The sequence below is a fragment of the Acidobacteriota bacterium genome (genome assembly GCA_003696075.1).
Classification (GTDB): Bacteria; Acidobacteriota; Polarisedimenticolia; order J045; family J045; genus J045.
This window is the reverse complement of the sequence record RFHH01000085.1, coordinates 1-17191: the sequence shown is the minus strand read 5'-3', so window position 1 is coordinate 17191 and position 17191 is coordinate 1. Positions and strand designations below refer to the sequence as shown.

The window sequence follows — 17191 nt, the reverse complement described above, 5'->3', positions numbered from 1 at the left end:
CCCCCATCACCGGTGCTCGGGCGAGCCTTCCGCCATGCGCGGCGTCAGCACCTGGGGTCCAGGCTTCTTGCCTGGCGCTTTGGCCGCACCCCGCCGGCGCCCGCTGGCGACCGAGACCTGGGGCGGGCCCGAGGGTGCGTGCCCCAGCCCACCTCCGAACGCTGCGGCGGCTCCTGCTCCCTGAGTCGAGCCGCCCTGGGCGACGATCCGGCCGCCCTGCTGGCGCGCCTGCCTCAGCGCCGCCTGGTAGCCCTGCAGCTCGTGTGCCGACGGGCCGCGTCCGGTACCGACGGCCCGTCCCCGCCGCTGGAAGCGGATCTGGGGTCCGCTCTCCTCCTTCTCCACCAGGATCTTCGGGAAAGCCACCGTGCTGCCGTCCTCCAGGGTGACGACGATCTGGTCCCCCTGCTCTTCGTAGGAGACGACGACGATGCTGTGGCCGTTCTTGAACCGCAGCCGTGTCGCCGCGGAGGCGGGGACAGCGGAGGCGGCGATGAGGGCGGCGAGGCAGAGGCCGGCGAGCCCGGCCCGGACGGCGGTTTCGAGTGAACGCATCCGAACCTCCCTGGACGGGCCCCTTGGGATCGCCCGCACTGTTTGTACGCCGACGCGGGGAGTCCGTCAAAGAACGTTCGCCCGCCGGCGCCATCGGCTATGATCACCCCGGAGGTTTCCATGCGCCGCACCGTACCGCTGATCGCCGCCGTTCTCGCTGCATTCGCGCCGCACTCGGAGGCCGCGACCAAGAGGAAGCCCCCGACGCTGGCGATCCGCTCCGCCCAGATCCCCGACCCCGCTTCCCCGGGAAAGGAGGCGGAGGTGCTCTTGGAGATCTCGGCCCCGGAGGGGGTCGTGCTCAACCGCTATCCGGGGGTGACGGTGAAGGTGCTCCCCGGGCGGGGCGTCGCGCCAGCCCGCGCGGAGGTCTTCGTCGGATCGAAGACCCCGATCGACGACCCCGACCGGTTCTATTTCGATTCCCCGGTGAGGGTGCGGATGCGGATGCGCGCGCTTTCCGGGCCGGACCGCGTCCGCAACGTTCCCGCGGAGGTCTCCTTCTTCTACTGCGTCAAGAAGAGCGGCTACTGCGCGCCGGGGCGGCAGTCGTTCGCCATCCCGTTCCGGGTGGCCGGGGAGTGAGCCGTCCCGCGGCGCCCGCCGCGGCCGGACCCTTCACACCGCCTCGATCCGCAGCCCGCGCGCCGAGCCCCGGGCCGGCACCACCGCCCCGCCCGCGGCGGCCACGGCATCGGCCACGCGCCGGCGGCGTTCCGGTGGCGCGAGCGCCACGCCGAAGCCGCCGCCACCGGCCCCGCACATCCGGGCCCCCCAAGCCCCCGCGCGCCGCGCGGCGGTGAGGATCGCCTCGGCCCGCCGCGGAAGCACGAGAGGGGACCACTCGGCGCGGGCGAACAGGTCGGCCGACATCGCCCGCCCCAGAGCCCGCCAGTCGCCGGCTGCGAGCGCCTCCGCCGCCCGGCGAGCCGCCCGCGTGACCGCCGCCAGAGCCCGGACGGCCGCCGGGTGGCCGTCGAGACGGCGCCTGAACATGTCCCAGTTCGACGGTCCGGAGGACCGGCCCCGCCCGGTGTCGATGAGGAGCAACCGGTCCGAGAGGGCCGCGAGTTGCGCACCGCTCGTCCTCGACACGCGCGGACCGTCCGGACCGTGCTCGAGAAGGACGATCCCTCCCCTGCAGGCCGCCCAGTGGTCCTGGGTTCCGGTGGGAATCCCGAGAATCTCGGCCTCGACGTCCCTGACCAGTCCCACCAGCCGGCCGGGCGGGCGGCGCCGTCCGGACAAGGCGGACAGGCCGGCCGCGAGCGCGATCCCTAGCGCCGAGGAGGTCCCCAGCCCGGAGCCCGCGCGGACCGGGGAGCGCATGACGATCTCCGTCCCGCGGCCGGGATCGAGCAGGGCCACCAGCCGCGTGTAGAGGGCGAGCCGCCCGCGCGACGCCCGGCCCCTCGCGCCCACGGGCCTTTCGGCCGCGAGCCCGAGGTCGGCGGAGCGGATGCGGTGCCGGGAAGGGTCGGGCGAGGGAGATAGGTCGGCGCGGGCGCGCAGGGACAGGGCGACGGCCACGGTGACCGCTCCCGGGTGCAACAAGCCGAGCGGCCAGATGTCGAGCGTGCCGCCGGCGAGATCGGCGCGGAGCGGAGCCTCGACGCGAAGGGGCCGAAAACGGCGGCGCCCGTCCTTCATGCGACCTCCCCGATGCGGGTGGCCATTATCGACGACCCGCGCCCCTCCGGGCGCCGATGCCGCCGCCGGCCCGGCCGAACCCTTCCGGTGACCCCCGGCCGGTCGCACCGGCGACCCAATCGTCGAGGGCCACCACGCGGCGTTCCCACGAGTGGATCCTCGCCCGGGCCGCCACGGCAGGCCGGAGCGCCGCCACACGCTGCGGGTTTTCCAGCAAGGCGCGCAGCCGGGCCAGCAGCTCGCGCTCGTCGCGGTACAGCAGGTGAGGCGCGAGGGCCCGGCCCACCAGTTCCGGGTAGGACAGGCGCTCCGGCAGGAGCGGCACGACTCCGGCCGCCATCGCCTCCACGGTCGCGTAGCCGAAATTCTCCTGCGCGGCCGTCGAAACGGAGAGATCGGCCCGCCGGAGCCACGCGAGGTAGCTCCCCCGCGTTCGGGCGGGTTCGGCGCGGAGGATCCGGTCTCCGAGCTTCTCCCGCAGGAGTTCCAGGGGGCGTGGACGAGACTGCACCGTGGTGCCGAGGAGGATGAGGCGGAAGGAGGCCCCGCCCTCGGCCAGGCGCAGCATCGTTCGGGCGAAGGCGCCCGGCCTTTTGTCCTCCTCCCACCGGTGGTTCCACAGGATCGCCGGAGGGTCGCCCACCGGGCGCGGCTCGGGAGGGGGAAACCCGGAAAGCTCGACGCCGGGCGGGAGCACGCGGGCGGCACGATCGAAGTGCCGCAACACACCCCTCGGCCGCGGAGGCGCCGCTTCCTTCACGAACGCGGCGAGTCCCGCCCGCATCGCCTCGAGGTGGGCCCGGGAATTGAAGCCGTGGCCGTCGGCCGCGAGAACCGAAGCCAGATGCGCCACGGCGAAGCTCCGCTCGAGGGGCTGTCCCGGGGGACGGGGGTACGAGAACTGGTTCTCGTGCCAGTAGACGAGCCAGGGAACCCGCCCGGCCGGCCCTGCGAACAGCTTGAGATGGGCGGCGTCGACGAGAGACGTGCAGATCACCGCGTCGGGCGCGGGCTCTGCTGCGAGGCGCCGGGCCAGCTCGAAGGCTCCGGTCCGGAGCCGCCACTTCCAGTGGGCCCCCGGCAGGGAAACGATCCGCCAGCGGTGCCGGCTGTGGCGCCGCCACCCCCGGGCGAACGCGGCATGCGACCCGTCGAGAAAGGGTTCGACGAAGAGGAGGCTCCGCGACGCTTCCCGTTCGGCCACCGGCGGGAGTCTACCTCGCGGCCGCCGGAAGGGTCCGCGTCCGGGTCTCGAGGCCGGAACTCGGGAGAGCTGTTCCTGCCGAGCGGAAAACCGCCTCAGCGGCTCCCGCCGCGGCCGAGGGCGTCCCTGGCGTGGACGGAGACCATGGCGCCCGGGGACGGCCGGAACGCGGCGGCGGCTCGCCTCGCCGGCGCTGGATTCCGCCCCGGGCGGGCCTCCGCGCCCCACGCGCCGGGGGCCGCGGCCGCCCGGGCATGCCGCGCGCGGCGACGGAGGATCTCGAGCGAACCCGCCCACCATTCGGGCGGCACGTCGCCCAGCCAGGACGGGTGGAGGGCGACCTCGCGAACGGGAAGCCCGCCGAGCCGGAGGACGACGAGGCGGCGCCCGAAGCGCTTCCGCAGGCGCACGGACCGCAGCTCTCCCCAGTCGATCCTCGACCCCCCTCCCCGGCACCCGAGAACCAACCCGTCCTGGTCCACCACCAGCGGTGACCGGGAGCGCCGCAGGCGCCAGGAGTCGCGGGCCAACGCGGCGAAGAGGACCCCACCCCCGACGGCCAGTGCGCGAGCTGGGGGCCCGGAGGCGCTCGCGGCGAGGGCGGCGAGCGCGGCCGCGAAAAGGGCTGCCACGGCGGTCCTCGCCAGCAGCCAGCGCCGCGGGAGCGGGACCTCGATCCGGAAGCGCGGCATCGAGCCGGTCATCGAGGCGAATATAGGGTTCGGGAAGAGGGCGGGCCGCCTGCGGGAACGGCCCCGAACGGCTCCGGACGCGAGCGCGGCGGGCCGGGTCCTGCCTATCGGTTCCGGCGCTCCCGGAAGCGGTGGACCGTTCCGGCGGTGGCCCGCAGCCGCCCCTTGAGATAGGCGCCTTCGGCGACGGCGATCCGGGGTCCGGTGACGTCCCCCCGGACCCGTCCGCTCTCCGCGAGCTCGAACTGGTCCTGGACGCCGATCTCCCCGTCGACCGCCCCTTCGACCAGCACGCACTTCGCCCGGATCGAACCCTCGACGACCGCTCCCTGCATGACGCGGACCAGGGTTCCCGAGGAGACCGGGCCGACCACGCGCCCGGCGATGACGATGGTGCCCTCCGAGGACAGCTCCCCTTCCACCGTCATCCCGTGGCCGACGACCGTCACGTCGTCCGACCACTGGGTCGCGCCCGGATAGCGGTCGAGAAGCCTCAATCTGCGGTTCGGCATGGGGTGCGAGAATACCAAAGGCAGGAGGCTGGCGGCGCGGCGGAGGAGGGCGCTAGAATCGCGCGCCGCCGGAGCCCCGCGTTCCGGGCGCGCGCCGCCGGGCCAGAGTAGCTCAGTGGTAGAGCAGCTGATTCGTAATCAGCAGGTCGCCGGTTCAAGTCCGGCCTCTGGCTCCACCACCGGGCGCCGCGCCGCTGCCCCGGGCACCGGGCCCCTCCGAAGGACGATGCGGCGCGTCAGGGTCGCGTCGGGTTCTCCGCCGCGCTCCGTTCCGGGCGCCGGCCCTCACCGTCATCGCGGCCGCAGGACGCCGGCGAATCGCTCCCGGTACACCCCGAATCCGAGATAGGCCTCGAGGACGACGATCACGGCGGCCAGGGGGAGGCCGGCCGGGTCGAGAAAGAGGTGGAACAGCGCGATCTGCACCACGACCGGCGCCAGGAGCACGAGGGCCAGCGGAACGAAGAGATCCGCGAGGAGGGCCGCGCCGGAGATCGTCTCCACCAGCTTCAGAACGGGGAAGAAGTAGCCGGTCCCGGCGAGCGCCTCCATCATCGAGCGCGCCGGCCCCGCCAGCTCGGGCATCGGCAGGAAGTGCAGGAAGCCGTTCAGTCCGAAGACGAAGAAGATCAGCCCGAGCAGGACCCGCGCTCCGAGGTCGATCCAGCGCTTCATTTCCGTTTCCTCCTGCCGCTCCGTCATCCTCCGCGTCTCGTCTTCCCGGATCCGGCGGACCGGCGTCAGAAGCGGGCGGCGATCGGCATGCGCCGTCCCGTTCCGAAGGCCTTCGGGGTGACCCGCAGGCCCGGCGGTGCCTGCCGCCGCTTGTACTCGTTCCGGTCCACGGCGCGGATCACCCATCGCACCGTCTCCGCATCGTAGCCGGCGTCGACGATCTCCTCGGCCGATTGCTGCCGCTCGATGTAGCGCTCGAGGATCGCGTCGAGGATCTCGTAGGGCGGGAGGGTGTCCTGGTCCTTCTGGCCAGGCCGCAGTTCCGCGGAGGGAGCTTTCCGGAGAATCGGCGCGGGGATGCGCTCTTCGGCGCGGTTGTACCACTCCGCGAGCCGGTACACGGAGGTCTTCAGCAGATCGCTGATCACGGCGAGCCCCCCGCTCATGTCCCCGTAGAGGGTGCAGTACCCGACGGCGAGCTCGCTCTTGTTTCCGGTCGTGAGCAGGAGGGCGCCAAGCTTGTTCGAGTAGGACATCAGGATCGTTCCGCGAATCCTCGCCTGGAGATTCTCCTCCGTGACGTCCGCGGGACGCCCCTCGAACGCCGCGGCCAGGGCCCTCTGGAAGGCGTCGAACACATCGTGGATCGGCACCACGTCGCAGCGGATTCCGAGGCGGCGCGACAGCTCCAGAGAATCGTCGACCGATCCCCGGGAGGACCACCGCATCGGCATGGTCACGCCGCGGACGCGGTCGGGCCCGAGCGCGTCCACCGCGATGCAAGCGGTCAACGCCGAGTCGACGCCGCCCGAAAGTCCGAGCACCGCCGAGTCGAACCCGCACTTCCGCACGTAGTCCCGCACGCCGAGAACGAGGGCGCGCCGAATCGATTCCTGCTCGGCGAGCACGTGCGGCCGTTCGTCGACGCCGGGGGCCGCCGTGTCGACCACACGAACCTCTTCTTCGAACGGCGTCAGCGAGGCGATCGGGCGGCCCGAAGCGTCCACCGCCAGGCTGTGCCCGTCGAAGATCAGCTCGTCGTTGGCGCCCACCTGGCCGACGAAGACGGATGGAAGCGCCCAGGCCCGGGCGAGACGGCTGAATCGTTCGAAGCGGTCGAGCTGCTTGCGGCGGTGAAAGGGCGACGCCGAGGGATTGACGATCAGCGTCGCGCCGTCGCGGACCAGCTCTTCGATCGGGTTGTGGGGATAGCGCGGCTCCGCGGCGAAGCTGGGATCGTTCCACGCGTCCTCGCAGATGGCGACCCCGACCCGGCTCCCCCGGAAGGGGATGGCTCGCGCCGGAGGACCCGGCCGGAAGTATCGGGACTCGTCGAAAACGTCGTAGGTGGGGAGAAGACGCTTGCGGTGGCGGCCGAGAACGGAGCCCGCGTGGACGAGCACCGCCGCGTTGTAGAGCCCCGGGGCCCCCGGCCCGTCCGCGCGTTGCACCGTCCCCACCAGGAAACCGAGGTCGGGGCGCTCGCGGGACAGGGCGAGCACCGCCTCCTCCGCGCGCTCGAGCCGCTCGACGAACCAGGCGTGAAGGAGCAGATCCCGCGGCGGATAGCCGGCGAGGAACAGCTCGGGCGTGACCAGGAGGTCGGCCTCCCCGGGCGCGATCCGCGCGGCGGCCCGGCGCAGCCTTTCGAGGTTTCCTTCCACGTCGCCGACCGTCGGGTCGAGTTGGGCGATCGCGATCCTCACCGGATCTCCTCCGCCGGCAGTGTAACCGCTCCGGAGCGCCCGCCTGGAGGGCATACTGGCGGCATGGACGATCGCTCGGTCCCGGTTCCCGACGGCAACCGAGAGACCCTCACCGTCCTCGTCCGCCGGGCCCTCGGCCTGAGCCATCGCCAGGCCCGCGAGCTGATCCGCGCGGGCCGGGTGGTGGCCGGCGCCGGCCCCGTCCTCGACCCGGCGTGGCGGCCCCCCGGGGGGACGGCGGTCCGGGTGCTCCGCGCCCCGCTCGGGCAGGTTCCGGCGGCCCCGCCGCTGACCGGTCCCGGCTTCCGGGTCGTCTACGTCGACCGGGACCTCGCGGCCGCCGACAAGGAGCCCGGCCTGCTGGTCGTCCCGACGGGGCGCGAGGGCGAGGAGACCCCGCTCGTGGCCCGGGTGGCGGCCGCGCTGGCGCTGACCGGCCGGCGGACGAAGGCTCTGTGGGTGGTCCACCGCATCGACCGGGAGACCTCCGGGTTGGTCCTGTTCGCCCGAACGCCCGCCGCCTTCGAGGGCCTGTCCGATCAGTTCCGGGAGCGGCGGCCGGTCCGGGAGTACCTGGCGATCACCGAGGGGATCCCGGAGCCGCGGGAGGGGGTCTGGGAAGACCGCCTGGTCGAAGAGGAGGATCCGCCCCGCCGCGTCCGGCTCGCGCGCGGCCGGGAGCGTGGCCGCGTCGCGCGGCTCCGCTTCAGGGTCGAGCGGGAGCGCGAGCGCCCGCCCACGGCCCTCGTCCGGGTGTGGCTGGAGACCGGCCGCCGCAACCAGATCCGGGTGCAGTTCGCCTCCCGCGGCTGGCCGCTCCTCGGCGACCGGTTCTACGGGGCGCGGCGGCGAGGCACCGGCCGGACGGCGCTGCATGCCGCGAGGCTCGGTTTCCTGCACCCGCGGACCGGCCGCAGGATCGAGCTCGAAGCGCCGCTCGCACCCGACCTGTCACGGCTCGTCGAGCGGCTGTGGCCCCGCTGAGGCCGTCTCATCGGGCGAGGTAGCGCGCCTCCGGAACCCCGAACGGGCCCTCGCGCGCCACGCCCCCCCGGCCGGTGGCGGCGAGGCGCTCGAGCACCCAGCCCGCCTCGAAGGCCATCTCCGGCATTCCCACCCGCGAGGCCCACTCCGCCGCACTCCGCGCCGCCCCACGCTCCGCGGAGAGGGTCTCGAGCAGCCGCCGCTGGAGGTCGAGAATCCCCGCGGCGGCCTTCTTGCCCGCCTCGACGCCCGGCTGGTTGTAGGCGTTCACGCGCACCAGCGACGCGTACAGGCCCACCGCCCGCTCGTAGAGGGCAATGAGTCCTCCGAGGCGCCGCGCGTCGAGGCTCGGGAGGACGATCGCCAAGACCCGCCGCCCGTCTTCGAGAAGGGCCCGGCGGGTGCCCAGGAGGAAGCCCAGCAGGTAGTCGCCGGCGTCGACGCCGGGCTCGACCTCCCGGGCTCCCGGCGCTTCGTCGCCGATCACGCCGATCAGCGTCGCAAAGTAGTTGTCCAGGCCGTCGCGGAGCTGCTGGACGTAGGCGTGCTGATCGGTCGACCCCTTGTTCCCGTAGACGGTCAAGCCCTGGCGCACCTCGCGGCCGTCGAGGTCGTGGCGCTTGCCCAGCGACTCCATGACCAGCTGCTGGAGGTAGCGGGCGAGGAGGACGAGTCGATCGCGGTAGGGAATCACGACCATGTCGCGGCGGCCGCGGCCTTCGCCGGCCTCGTACCAGGCACGGGCCAGCCGGGCCGCGGGGTTTCCGACCGGATCGTGGCGCCGGGTCCGCTCGTCCATCTCCCGCGCGCCGCGGAGGAAGCCGTCGATGTCGCGCCCCGTGAGCGCCATCGGCAGCAGGCCGACCGCGGAGGTCACGGAGGTCCGCCCCCCCACCCACTCCCACATGGGGAAGACGCCGAGCCAGCCCTCGTCGCGGGCCCGCCGCGCCAGGGGGCTCCCCTCGCCCGTCACCGCGACGAGGTGCCCCGGCGGCGAGCATCCCGCCTCCGAGAGCCTGGCCGCGATCTCCTCCAGGCCGTTCCGGGTCTCCGGCGTGCCCCCGGACTTGGAGACGACGACCGCCAGCACTTCGGCCCAGTGCCCCTCCAGGCGAGCGGCGAGCCGCGCGAAGCCGTCCGGGTCGGTGTTGTCGAGGAATTCGATCTCGGGCGCCCCGGGTGCCCCCGGGAGAGCATCCGCCACCAGCTGAGGCCCGAGCGCCGAACCGCCGATCCCGATGTGGACGATCCGGCGGAATCGGCCTCCTTCCGGCGGCCGGATCGCGCCCCGGCGCACCTCCCTCCCGAAGCGCTCGACCTCTTCACGCGTTCGCCGGATGGCCGAGGCGATCTCCGGGGAAGGGGCCCGGTCCGGGTCGCGAAGCCAGTAGTGGCCGACGCGACGTCCCTCGTCCGGATTGGCGACGGCCCCCGCCTCGAGGGCATCCATCGCCGAAAAGGCGCGCTCGATCGGCCCGGCGAGCGGATCGCGGTCCGGCTCCGGGCAAGGGAACGCCTCCAGATCGACGACGACGCCCGGAGGCTCGACGACGAGACGCTCTCCCCCGGCGGGGCTGCGGCTTCCCTCGGATCGCATCGGCTCTTTCCGTCCCTCCGGCGGTGCAGCCTTCCGGACGGGGAGAGTCTATCCGCGATCGCGCCCTCCCGGCCGATCCGCCGCGCCGGCCGCCGGCCCCGGGGGGCCGGCGGCCGCGGCGGGACGCCGCCAGCCGCTTCTCAGGGGCAGGCCGGCGGCGCCGGACGCTCCGTCCCGTTGCTGTCGCTGCCGAGCGGACCGACGCAGGCGCCGTTCTGCCCGGCGCTGTCGTACCAGTAGATCTCGCCGGGCGCGGGCACGGCGGGATCGTCACCTTGCGACACCGTCAGCCCGCTCAGCAGGCAGGATTCGTTGTACACCCACGGCACCACCACCGTGCCGCGGTACAGGTTGTAGGTCGTCGCCCCGGCGGCGTCCGCCCAGTCGAAGGTGGTCTTGTTCGACAGGAAGACGGAGGTCACACCGGTCGACCCGACCGAGCAACCGGCCGAACTCGGGTCGTCCGGAGCGCCATCCTGCGAGTCGGGGACGCCGTCGTTGTCCCGGTCGCCCTGCGGAACCAGCCGCGCCTCTCCGGCCGCATCCCTGAGGTCGTCCGGCCCGTCGCCGAGCCTCGTGCCGCCGACGACCTCGACGCCCGGCGTCCCGTCGAACTCGGCAACGAGCAGCCAGCGATGATCGCCGAGCCGGTCGGAGGAGGTGGCGCCGTGCAGGAGCTGGCTGGGCGGCACCGCCGCCAGATCGGCCACGAGATTGCCGGAAGCGAGCCTGGCCGACGGCAGCACCAGCACGCCGCCCGCGTCCACGCGCCCGCCGCCCGGACCGTCGGATCCCGGCGCGCCGAGCAGGTAGTCGAGCGTCCCGTCCCCGTCGTGGTCCGCCAGCGCCACCGAGCGTCCGGCCTCGCGCCCGGCCGCATCGCCGTACAACGCGAGGTCGGCGACGTTCTCGAGGATCGATCCCGAGATCCCGGAGAAGCTCGCCCGGCCCTTCAAGAGCAGCGCCCCGCCAGCGTCGGTGCGCGTGGCCGCGCCGGCCGGCTCGTCCTGGCCGGGAACCCCGACCAGGAGGTCGGACCGGCCGTCCCGGTCCACATCGCCCAGCGCGAGTGAATCGCCCAGGGCGTCGGCCGCGCTCCGGCCGTACAGAACGGCATCGACGTGGGAGGAGTTGCCGAGGTCGATGTCGTTGCCGCCGCCGGGCGGGTTCTGGAGGGTGGTGCCGGACAGGACGTAGACCTCCCCACCGTCGACCGCGGCGTTCGCGCTCCCGTCCGCGTCCGGCGCTCCGATCACCAGGTCGCCCTTCCCGTCGCCGTCGAGGTCCCCGGACGCCAGCGCTTTGCCCGCGTGGTCGCCGGGATCGGCGCCGTAGATGTAGACATCCACCGCGAACGGATCGATCGAAGTGATCGTGCCGAGGTTGAGGTTGTTGATGACGTAGATCTCACCCGAACCCGTTTCGACGTCGAAGTTGCCGTCGCTGGTGGGCGAGGCACCCACCAAGTCGTCCTTGCCGTCGCCGTCGTAGTCGAGAACGGCCAGGCTCTCGCCGAACCGGTCACCCGGATGGAACGCCTCGCCGAAGATCGTGAGGTTGGAGGAGGTGCTGGCGAGGTCGATCACCGGACTCAGCGATCCGCCGTAGAAGACGTGGACCTGGCCCGTATCCGGGTCGCTGTTCCCGTTGCCGTCGCCGCCCGGCGCGCCCAGGACGATGTCGTCGATGCCGTCGTTGTTCAGATCGCCGACCGCCACCGCGTAGCCGAGCTCGTCGCCGGCCTGCTGCCCGAGGATCTCGACGTCGGCCGAAGTGGTCGCGAGATCGACCGTCGCCGTGATCGGGCCGTAGAACACGTAAGCCGCACCGGCGCCCGTGCGGCCCGACGGCGAGTGGTCCGGCGCACCGAGCAGGAGATCCAGCGTGCCGTCGTTGTTGAAGTCGCCCATGGCTCCGGCCCCTGCCAGGTGGTCGGATGCCGCCGCGCCGTAGACGGCCAGGCCGTCCGCGGTCGTGTCGTACTCGAGCGTCTCGCAGGCGTTGCCGGTCCCGTCGCCGTCGGCGTCGTACTGGTCGGCGTTCGCGACGGGCGGGCAGTTGTCGCTCGCGTCGGGAACGCCGTCGTTATCGTCATCGTCGTCGCAGGCGTCACCCGTGCCGTCGCCGTCGAGGTCGGATTGCGTCGAGTTGGCGACGGTCGCGCAGTTGTCGTCGCACTGCTCCCGCACTCCGCCCGTGCACGGATCCACCGTCCCGTCGCCGTCGTCCTCCGGAATGCCGTCGTTATCGGCGTCCGTCTCGCAGGCGTCTCCCGTACCGTCACCGTCCGAGTCGAGCTGATCCTGATTCGTCGTCAGCGGGCAGTTGTCGCAGGCGTCGCCCCACGTGTCGCCGTCGGAGTTCGCCTGGTCCGGGTTCGACGCCGCCGGGCAGTTGTCGTTGAGGTTGCGCAGGCCGTCCCCGTCGAGATCGCTGGGGGACACGATCCAGACCTCCCCCGCATCCGACCTGTCGGTCGTGTCGTCCGGATCGCCGTCGCCGCCATCGGCGCCGATGATCAGGTCCGGGACGTCGTCCAGGTTGAAGTCGCGCGCCACCAGGGCCTGCCCGAGGTTGTCGAACGGATCGGCGCCCAGAATGGACGTCATCGGCTTCACCGTGATCACGTCGGCAAGGTCGACGACCGCCACTCCCTGGATGTCCTTCCAGGAGTAGGCGATGACCTCGCCCGGCGGATTTCCGCTCCCCGTGCCGCCGTCGGAGTTGATGGCGCTCATCGCCAGCTCGGGAGTGGCATCCCCGTCCAGGTCCCCGATCGCCACGTCGTGCCCCAGGGCATCGCCGGACGCGCGGCCGTAGAACACGGTGTGGGCGACGTTGTCCACCCGGTCGGTCGTCCAGCTCGTCCGGCCGAGCACCAGATACGCCTCGCCGGCGCCGATCTTCGCGTTGTTTCCGCCGGCGCCGAACGAAACACCGATCAGGATGTCGTCGATGCCGTCGCCGTCGACATCGCCCGTGGCCAGCGAGTGCGGCAGCCCGTCCGAGGTGTCGACCCCGTAGAGGTAGGGATCGGGATCGGTCTCGAAGTCCCGCTTGCCGCCCACGGTCAGGTTCGACCCGCCGAAGACGATGTGAAGCTGGCCGGCACCCGTGATCCCATCGGCCGGACCGTCACCGCCGGTCGCACCGACCAGCAGGTCGTCCGTCCCGTCACCGTTGACATCGCCGACCGCCAGCGCCTTCCCGGCCGCGTCCGCCTCGCCGCCCCCCTTGATCAGGTAGTCCGGCGTGTCGTAGCGGTACTGGGTCGCGCCCGAAAACCCGTTGCCGAAGTCGACGAACACCCCGCCGAAGAGGATGTCGCTCGGCGGATTTCCGCGGGACTCCTTGTAGTTCGGCGCGCCCAGCGCGATGTCGAGCGAGCCGTCCTGGTTCAGGTCGAGCACGGCGATCGCCCGGCCGAGCTGGTCCCCCGCTTTCTGGCCTGTCCAGGACGCGTCGGCCTCCGGCACGTTGTCGCCGCAGTCGAGCGCCTTCAGGTCCATCGTCGGCGGCCAGTTCGTCCGTCCTTTGAGGAGATAGACGCGGCCGCAGTTGTTCGAGCGCGACTCGTCAAGGACGCAGCCCAAGGCCGGATCGGTGTGGGCCTGGATCGTGCAGTCGCCGCCCGGCGCGCCGAGCAGCACGTCGTCGATCCCGTCACCGTCCACGTCCGCAGCGAGGACCGTCCGCCCCATCTGGTCCTCCCGCTGCTCGCCGTAGATCACCACGTCCGGGGCGATGACGGCGAAATCCCGCTCCCCCGCGCTCAGCGGTCCGAATTCGATGTATGCCTCTCCGCCGTTCTCGCGGAGGTTCTGGTCCCCGTCGCCGTTGGGCACGCCGATGAGAAGATCGGGCTGCCCGTCGCCGTTGAAGTCCCCGGAATCGACCGCCATCCCGGCGTTGTCGACGAGTTCGATACCGTAGGCGACGAGGTCCTCGAACGAGTTCGTCGAGGCCTGGTCCCCGAGGTGCAGCTCGGTGAAATCGCACGCGTCGCCGACGCCGTCGCCGTCCGCGTCCTCCTGCCCCGGGTTCGCCGCGTACTGGCAGTTGTCGTCGCATCCCGTCGTCATCCCCGGCGCGCACGGATCGTCCGTGCCGTCCCCGTCGTCGTCCGGAATGCCGTCGTTGTCGTCGTCGTCGTCGCAGGGATTACCCGTCCCGTCGCCGTCCGCGTCGAGCTGGTCCTCGTTGGGAATGTTCGGGCAGTTGTCGCAGGCATCGCCGAGCCCGTCCGCATCGACGTCCTCCTGGCCGGGATTCGCAACCGAGGCGCAGTTGTCGCAGGCGTTACCGAGGCCGTCGGCATCCGCGTCCGCCTGGTCGCTGTTGCTGTTCAGCGGGCAGTTGTCCGAGCTGTCCAGAACGCCGTCGTCGTCGTCGTCCGAGTCGCACGCATCTCCCCGCGAGTCACCGTCCGTATCGGTCTGGAAGCCTTCGCGCCACTCGTCGGCGCTGACGGTGCCGTCGTAGTCCTGGTCGCATGCCGTGACCGACTCGTTGCAGTCGCCGTTCCTTACGCCGGGACAGTTGTCGCACGCTCCGCCGACACCGTCGTCGTCCGACAGGAAGCCGCTCTGCTCCGTCTGCGACGGGTTGCAGGTATCCGGACAGTTGTCGCACGCGTCGCCGACGCCATCCTTGCCGGTCGTGTCGGGCTCGCCGGGATCGCGCACGCCGTTGCCGTTCTCGTCGACGAAGAGCTTGTCACCGGGCGAGCCAAGGGTCCCGTCGCCGTCGCTGTCGTAGAACAGGCACTCGTCGGTCTGCTGGTGTTCGAGGTCGTTGTCGGCCTGGTAGCCGGCCGCGATCTCCGAAGCGGTCAGGGTTCCATCGTGGTCGAGGTCGCAGTAGGCCGGGTCGAGGTCGCAGTTCCCGTTCGGGTCGTTCGGGCAGTTGTCGCAGGCGTCCCCCACCTCGTCGTCGCCCGAGTTGGCCTGAGACGGGTTGGAGACGGTGGGGCAGTTGTCGCACGCGCCCCCGACCCCGTCGGCGTCGATGTCGTCCTGGTCGGGGTTGAAAACGCTCGGGCAGTTGTCACACGCGTCGCCGACCTCGTCCGAGTCCCCGTCGAGCTGCTGCGGGTTCTGCACCGACGGGCAGTTGTCGCACACGTCGCCCAGGCCGTCGCCGTCGGTGTCGTCGTTCAGTGAGCTCGGGACATGCGGGCAAAGGTCGCTGGTATCGGGAATGGTGTCGTTGTCGTCGTCGGGATCGCACAGGTCACCCGACCCGTCGCCGTCGTTGTCGAGCTGGTCCGCGTTGGCGAGGTTCGGGCAATTGTCGCAGACGTCTCCCACGCCGTCGCCGTCGGTGTCGAGCTGTGGATTGGGATCGAAGGTGCCGTTGGGAACGGTGCGGCAGTTGTCGTCGCAGTTGGCGGTCTGCCCGCTGGCGCAGGGATCGAACGTCCCGTCGCCGTCGTCGTCCGGGATCCCGTCCTCGTCGTCGTCGGTGTCGCACACGTCGCCGAAGCCGTCTCCTTCGGAGTCGAGCTGGTCGCGGTTGTAATCGTTGGGACAGTTGTCGCAGAAGTTACCCCACAGATCGCCGTCGTCGTCGAGCTGCTGGTCGTTCGGTATGTTGGGGCAGTTGTCCTTGAGGTTTCGGTGGCCGTCCAGCTCGTTGTCGATCGTCGTCAAGAGCCACACCGTCCCCGCTCCGATGCGGGTATCGTCGTTCGGATCGGAAGGCGTGAGGTCGGGGGCGTTGGCGAAGGGAGCCCCGGCGACGAACTCCGCGAGCAGGTCGTTGTTGATGTCTCCGACGGCGAGCCCGAACCCGAGCGAGTCGAGGGATTCCTTCCCCCAGACCACGGGGGCGTTCGCGTTTTTCAGATCCTCGTCGGCCATCGGCCGGCCGGGAGTTCCGTAGCGGATCCAGATCTCCCCCGCCGAGCCACGGAGATTCCCGTTGCTGGCGGCGAACGGCGCAGCGGACACGATGTCGTTCAGGCCATCTCCGTCGATATCGCCGACGGCGACGCGATTCCCGAAGCCGTCCCCCGAGTCCTTGCCGACGACGGTGAAGAAGTTGAAGCCCGGCGGATCGGCGAGGTCGATGATCCCGGAGGTGGTCCAGCTTCCCCACACCGTGGTCACCTCGCCCACCGAGAAGCGATCGATCGTCCCGTCCCCGTCGTCGTCCTTGCTCGCGGCGGGGATGCCGATCAGCAGGTCCTCGGAGTTGTCGTTGTCCACGTCGCCCGTCGCCAGGACCTCCCCCGCCCGGTCGCCCGGGTTCTCGCCCCAGATCTCGAGGTCGGGTCCCGTGCTGTCGAGGTCGATGGTGGCGGGCCACGACGTGCGGCCGTAGAAGACGTACACCTCGCCGCCCTCGACCCGCGGCGTGCTGGAAGGCCCGCGGCCCAGCGGCAGTCCGATCGCGATGTCCGCGATGTGGTCGAAGTTGAGCTGGCCGACGGCGATCGCCGCGCCGACTCCCGCCTGCTCCGACGCCCCGTCGTTGATCGTGCCGTCGCCGTCCCAGTCGTAGGAGGGCCCGTAGATGATCAGATCGGCCGGGGCTGTGGAAAGATCCCGCACCCCGTCGGTGAAGACGGTCTGGGAGGACAGGAGCACGTGCACCGCGCCGGCACCCGGCCTGGCGTTCGATGGCCCATCGTCCTCCTCGGCCCCGATGATCAGATCGACGCTCCCGTCGCCGTCGACATCGCCGGCTGCCAGGGAACTCCCGAGCTGGTCTCCCTCGTCCGCCCCGATGATCCACAGGTCGGCCCGGCTCTTCGACTCGTCCGGTCGCCGCAGATCGAAGGGCTTGGCGCGCGGGCGGCCGCCGAACAGGACATACACCTCGCCCCGGCTGGGAAGGCCGTTCGGATCGGCCGTGCCGTCGCCGTCCACGTCGAGCTGCGGGCCCTCCGGCCCATCCGCGAGGGGAGCCCCGATGATCAGGTCGTCGAAGCCGTCGTTGTTCAGGTCAGCGAAGAGGACGCGCATCCCGACGCCGTCCCCGGCGTCGGCGCCGACGATGACGAAGTCCGGCTCGTCGCCGGCTCCGATGTCGAGCGTGGGGTCGTAGGGAGGATCGCCCAGCCAGACGTAGACGGCACCGGAGGACTCGCGGTCCGACAGAACGCCGCGGAAGCCGGGCGCGGTGGCCGCGATGTCCAGCGTGCCGTCCCCGTTGAAATCGCCGAGCGCGACCTGGTCGCCCAGCTGGTCGTTCTCGCGCTTTCCGTAGCGCACCAGATCCTGGCCGTCCGCCAGGTCGATCTGGTCGACGCGCTGCGCCAGGGCGGCGGGGACCGCCAGTAGGGACAGGAGAACGACCAGGAACGGAACGGAAACAGACAGGCGATGGGAGCCACCTCGATTCATCGTCGGCTTCTCCATCGGGCGACACCCGGCTTTCGCTCGGGGGCCGACCGACCGTGTCGTGTCGGGGAACGCGGCAAGGGGACCCAGCTACAGGACGACGCCCGGCTCGCCTACGCGCACCGTCTCCCTCCCGCGTCGCCCCGCCCGGAGAATGCGGGGTGGACTTCGCCCCCGCGAGCGGCAATGTACTGCCACGGGCTCCTGTTCGCAGCCCTTTTTTCTTGTAGGCTCGCCGGGTCCCGCACCTCCCGGTGCGCACGGAGGCGT

General features: G+C 71.8%; 10 protein-coding genes and 1 tRNA gene. 3 read left to right on the top strand and 8 right to left on the bottom strand.

Translation table 11 applies throughout. The features are described 5' to 3' along the window. Nucleotides 1–6: 6 nt before the first annotated feature. Entirely contained in the window at nt 7–555 is a 549-nt protein-coding gene (locus D6718_05710) for a hypothetical protein (GenBank protein ID RMG46395.1), read from the bottom strand. Between the two features lie 120 nt (nt 556–675). On the opposite strand from D6718_05710, the gene D6718_05705 reads away from it, so the two are divergent. After that, the gene (locus D6718_05705; GenBank protein ID RMG46394.1) at nt 676–1140 is read left to right on the top strand and encodes a hypothetical protein; all 465 of its coding nucleotides are present in this window, start codon (nt 676–678) and stop codon (nt 1138–1140) included. A gap of 33 nt (nt 1141–1173) precedes the next feature. On the opposite strand, the gene D6718_05700 is transcribed toward D6718_05705, so the two are convergent. The 3 genes from D6718_05700 to D6718_05690 form a co-directional block, all read right to left on the bottom strand. Then, complete coding sequence (locus D6718_05700; protein ID RMG46393.1) at nt 1174–2205, bottom strand: hypothetical protein; 1032 nt, start codon at nt 2203–2205, stop codon at nt 1174–1176. 25 nt (nt 2206–2230) lie between these two features. After that, nucleotides 2231–3709, bottom strand: a complete 1479-nt coding sequence (locus D6718_05695; protein ID RMG46392.1) for a DUF3524 domain-containing protein — start codon at nt 3707–3709, stop codon at nt 2231–2233. A gap of 496 nt (nt 3710–4205) precedes the next feature. Then, the gene (locus D6718_05690) at nt 4206–4613 is read right to left on the bottom strand and encodes a polymer-forming cytoskeletal protein (protein RMG46391.1); all 408 of its coding nucleotides are present in this window, start codon (nt 4611–4613) and stop codon (nt 4206–4208) included. A gap of 101 nt (nt 4614–4714) precedes the next feature. Here D6718_05690 and D6718_05685 point away from each other — a divergent pair. Then, nucleotides 4715–4789: transfer RNA gene (locus tag D6718_05685), tRNA-Thr, on the top strand. 115 nt (nt 4790–4904) lie between these two features. On the opposite strand, the gene D6718_05680 is transcribed toward D6718_05685, so the two are convergent. Together D6718_05680 and D6718_05675 are read right to left on the bottom strand one after the other, a co-directional pair. Further along, nucleotides 4905–5288: a DoxX family protein gene (locus D6718_05680; GenBank protein ID RMG46396.1), complete on the bottom strand. Its 384-nt coding sequence runs from the start codon at nt 5286–5288 to the stop codon at nt 4905–4907. 65 nt (nt 5289–5353) lie between these two features. After that, nucleotides 5354–6994: an NAD+ synthase gene (locus tag D6718_05675; protein RMG46390.1), complete on the bottom strand. Its 1641-nt coding sequence runs from the start codon at nt 6992–6994 to the stop codon at nt 5354–5356. Between the two features lie 63 nt (nt 6995–7057). On the opposite strand from D6718_05675, the gene D6718_05670 reads away from it, so the two are divergent. After that, entirely contained in the window at nt 7058–7978 is a 921-nt protein-coding gene (locus D6718_05670) for an RluA family pseudouridine synthase (GenBank protein ID RMG46389.1), read from the top strand. 7 nt (nt 7979–7985) lie between these two features. Here D6718_05670 and pgi read toward each other — a convergent pair whose 3' ends face one another. Next, on the bottom strand, nt 7986–9575 hold the full coding sequence (gene pgi, locus D6718_05665) for a glucose-6-phosphate isomerase (protein ID RMG46388.1): 1590 nt from the start codon (nt 9573–9575) through the stop codon (nt 7986–7988). Nucleotides 9576–9715: 140 nt separating this feature from the next. Next, complete coding sequence (locus tag D6718_05660) at nt 9716–16939, bottom strand: hypothetical protein (GenBank protein ID RMG46387.1); 7224 nt, start codon at nt 16937–16939, stop codon at nt 9716–9718. Nucleotides 16940–17191 lie beyond the last annotated feature (252 nt).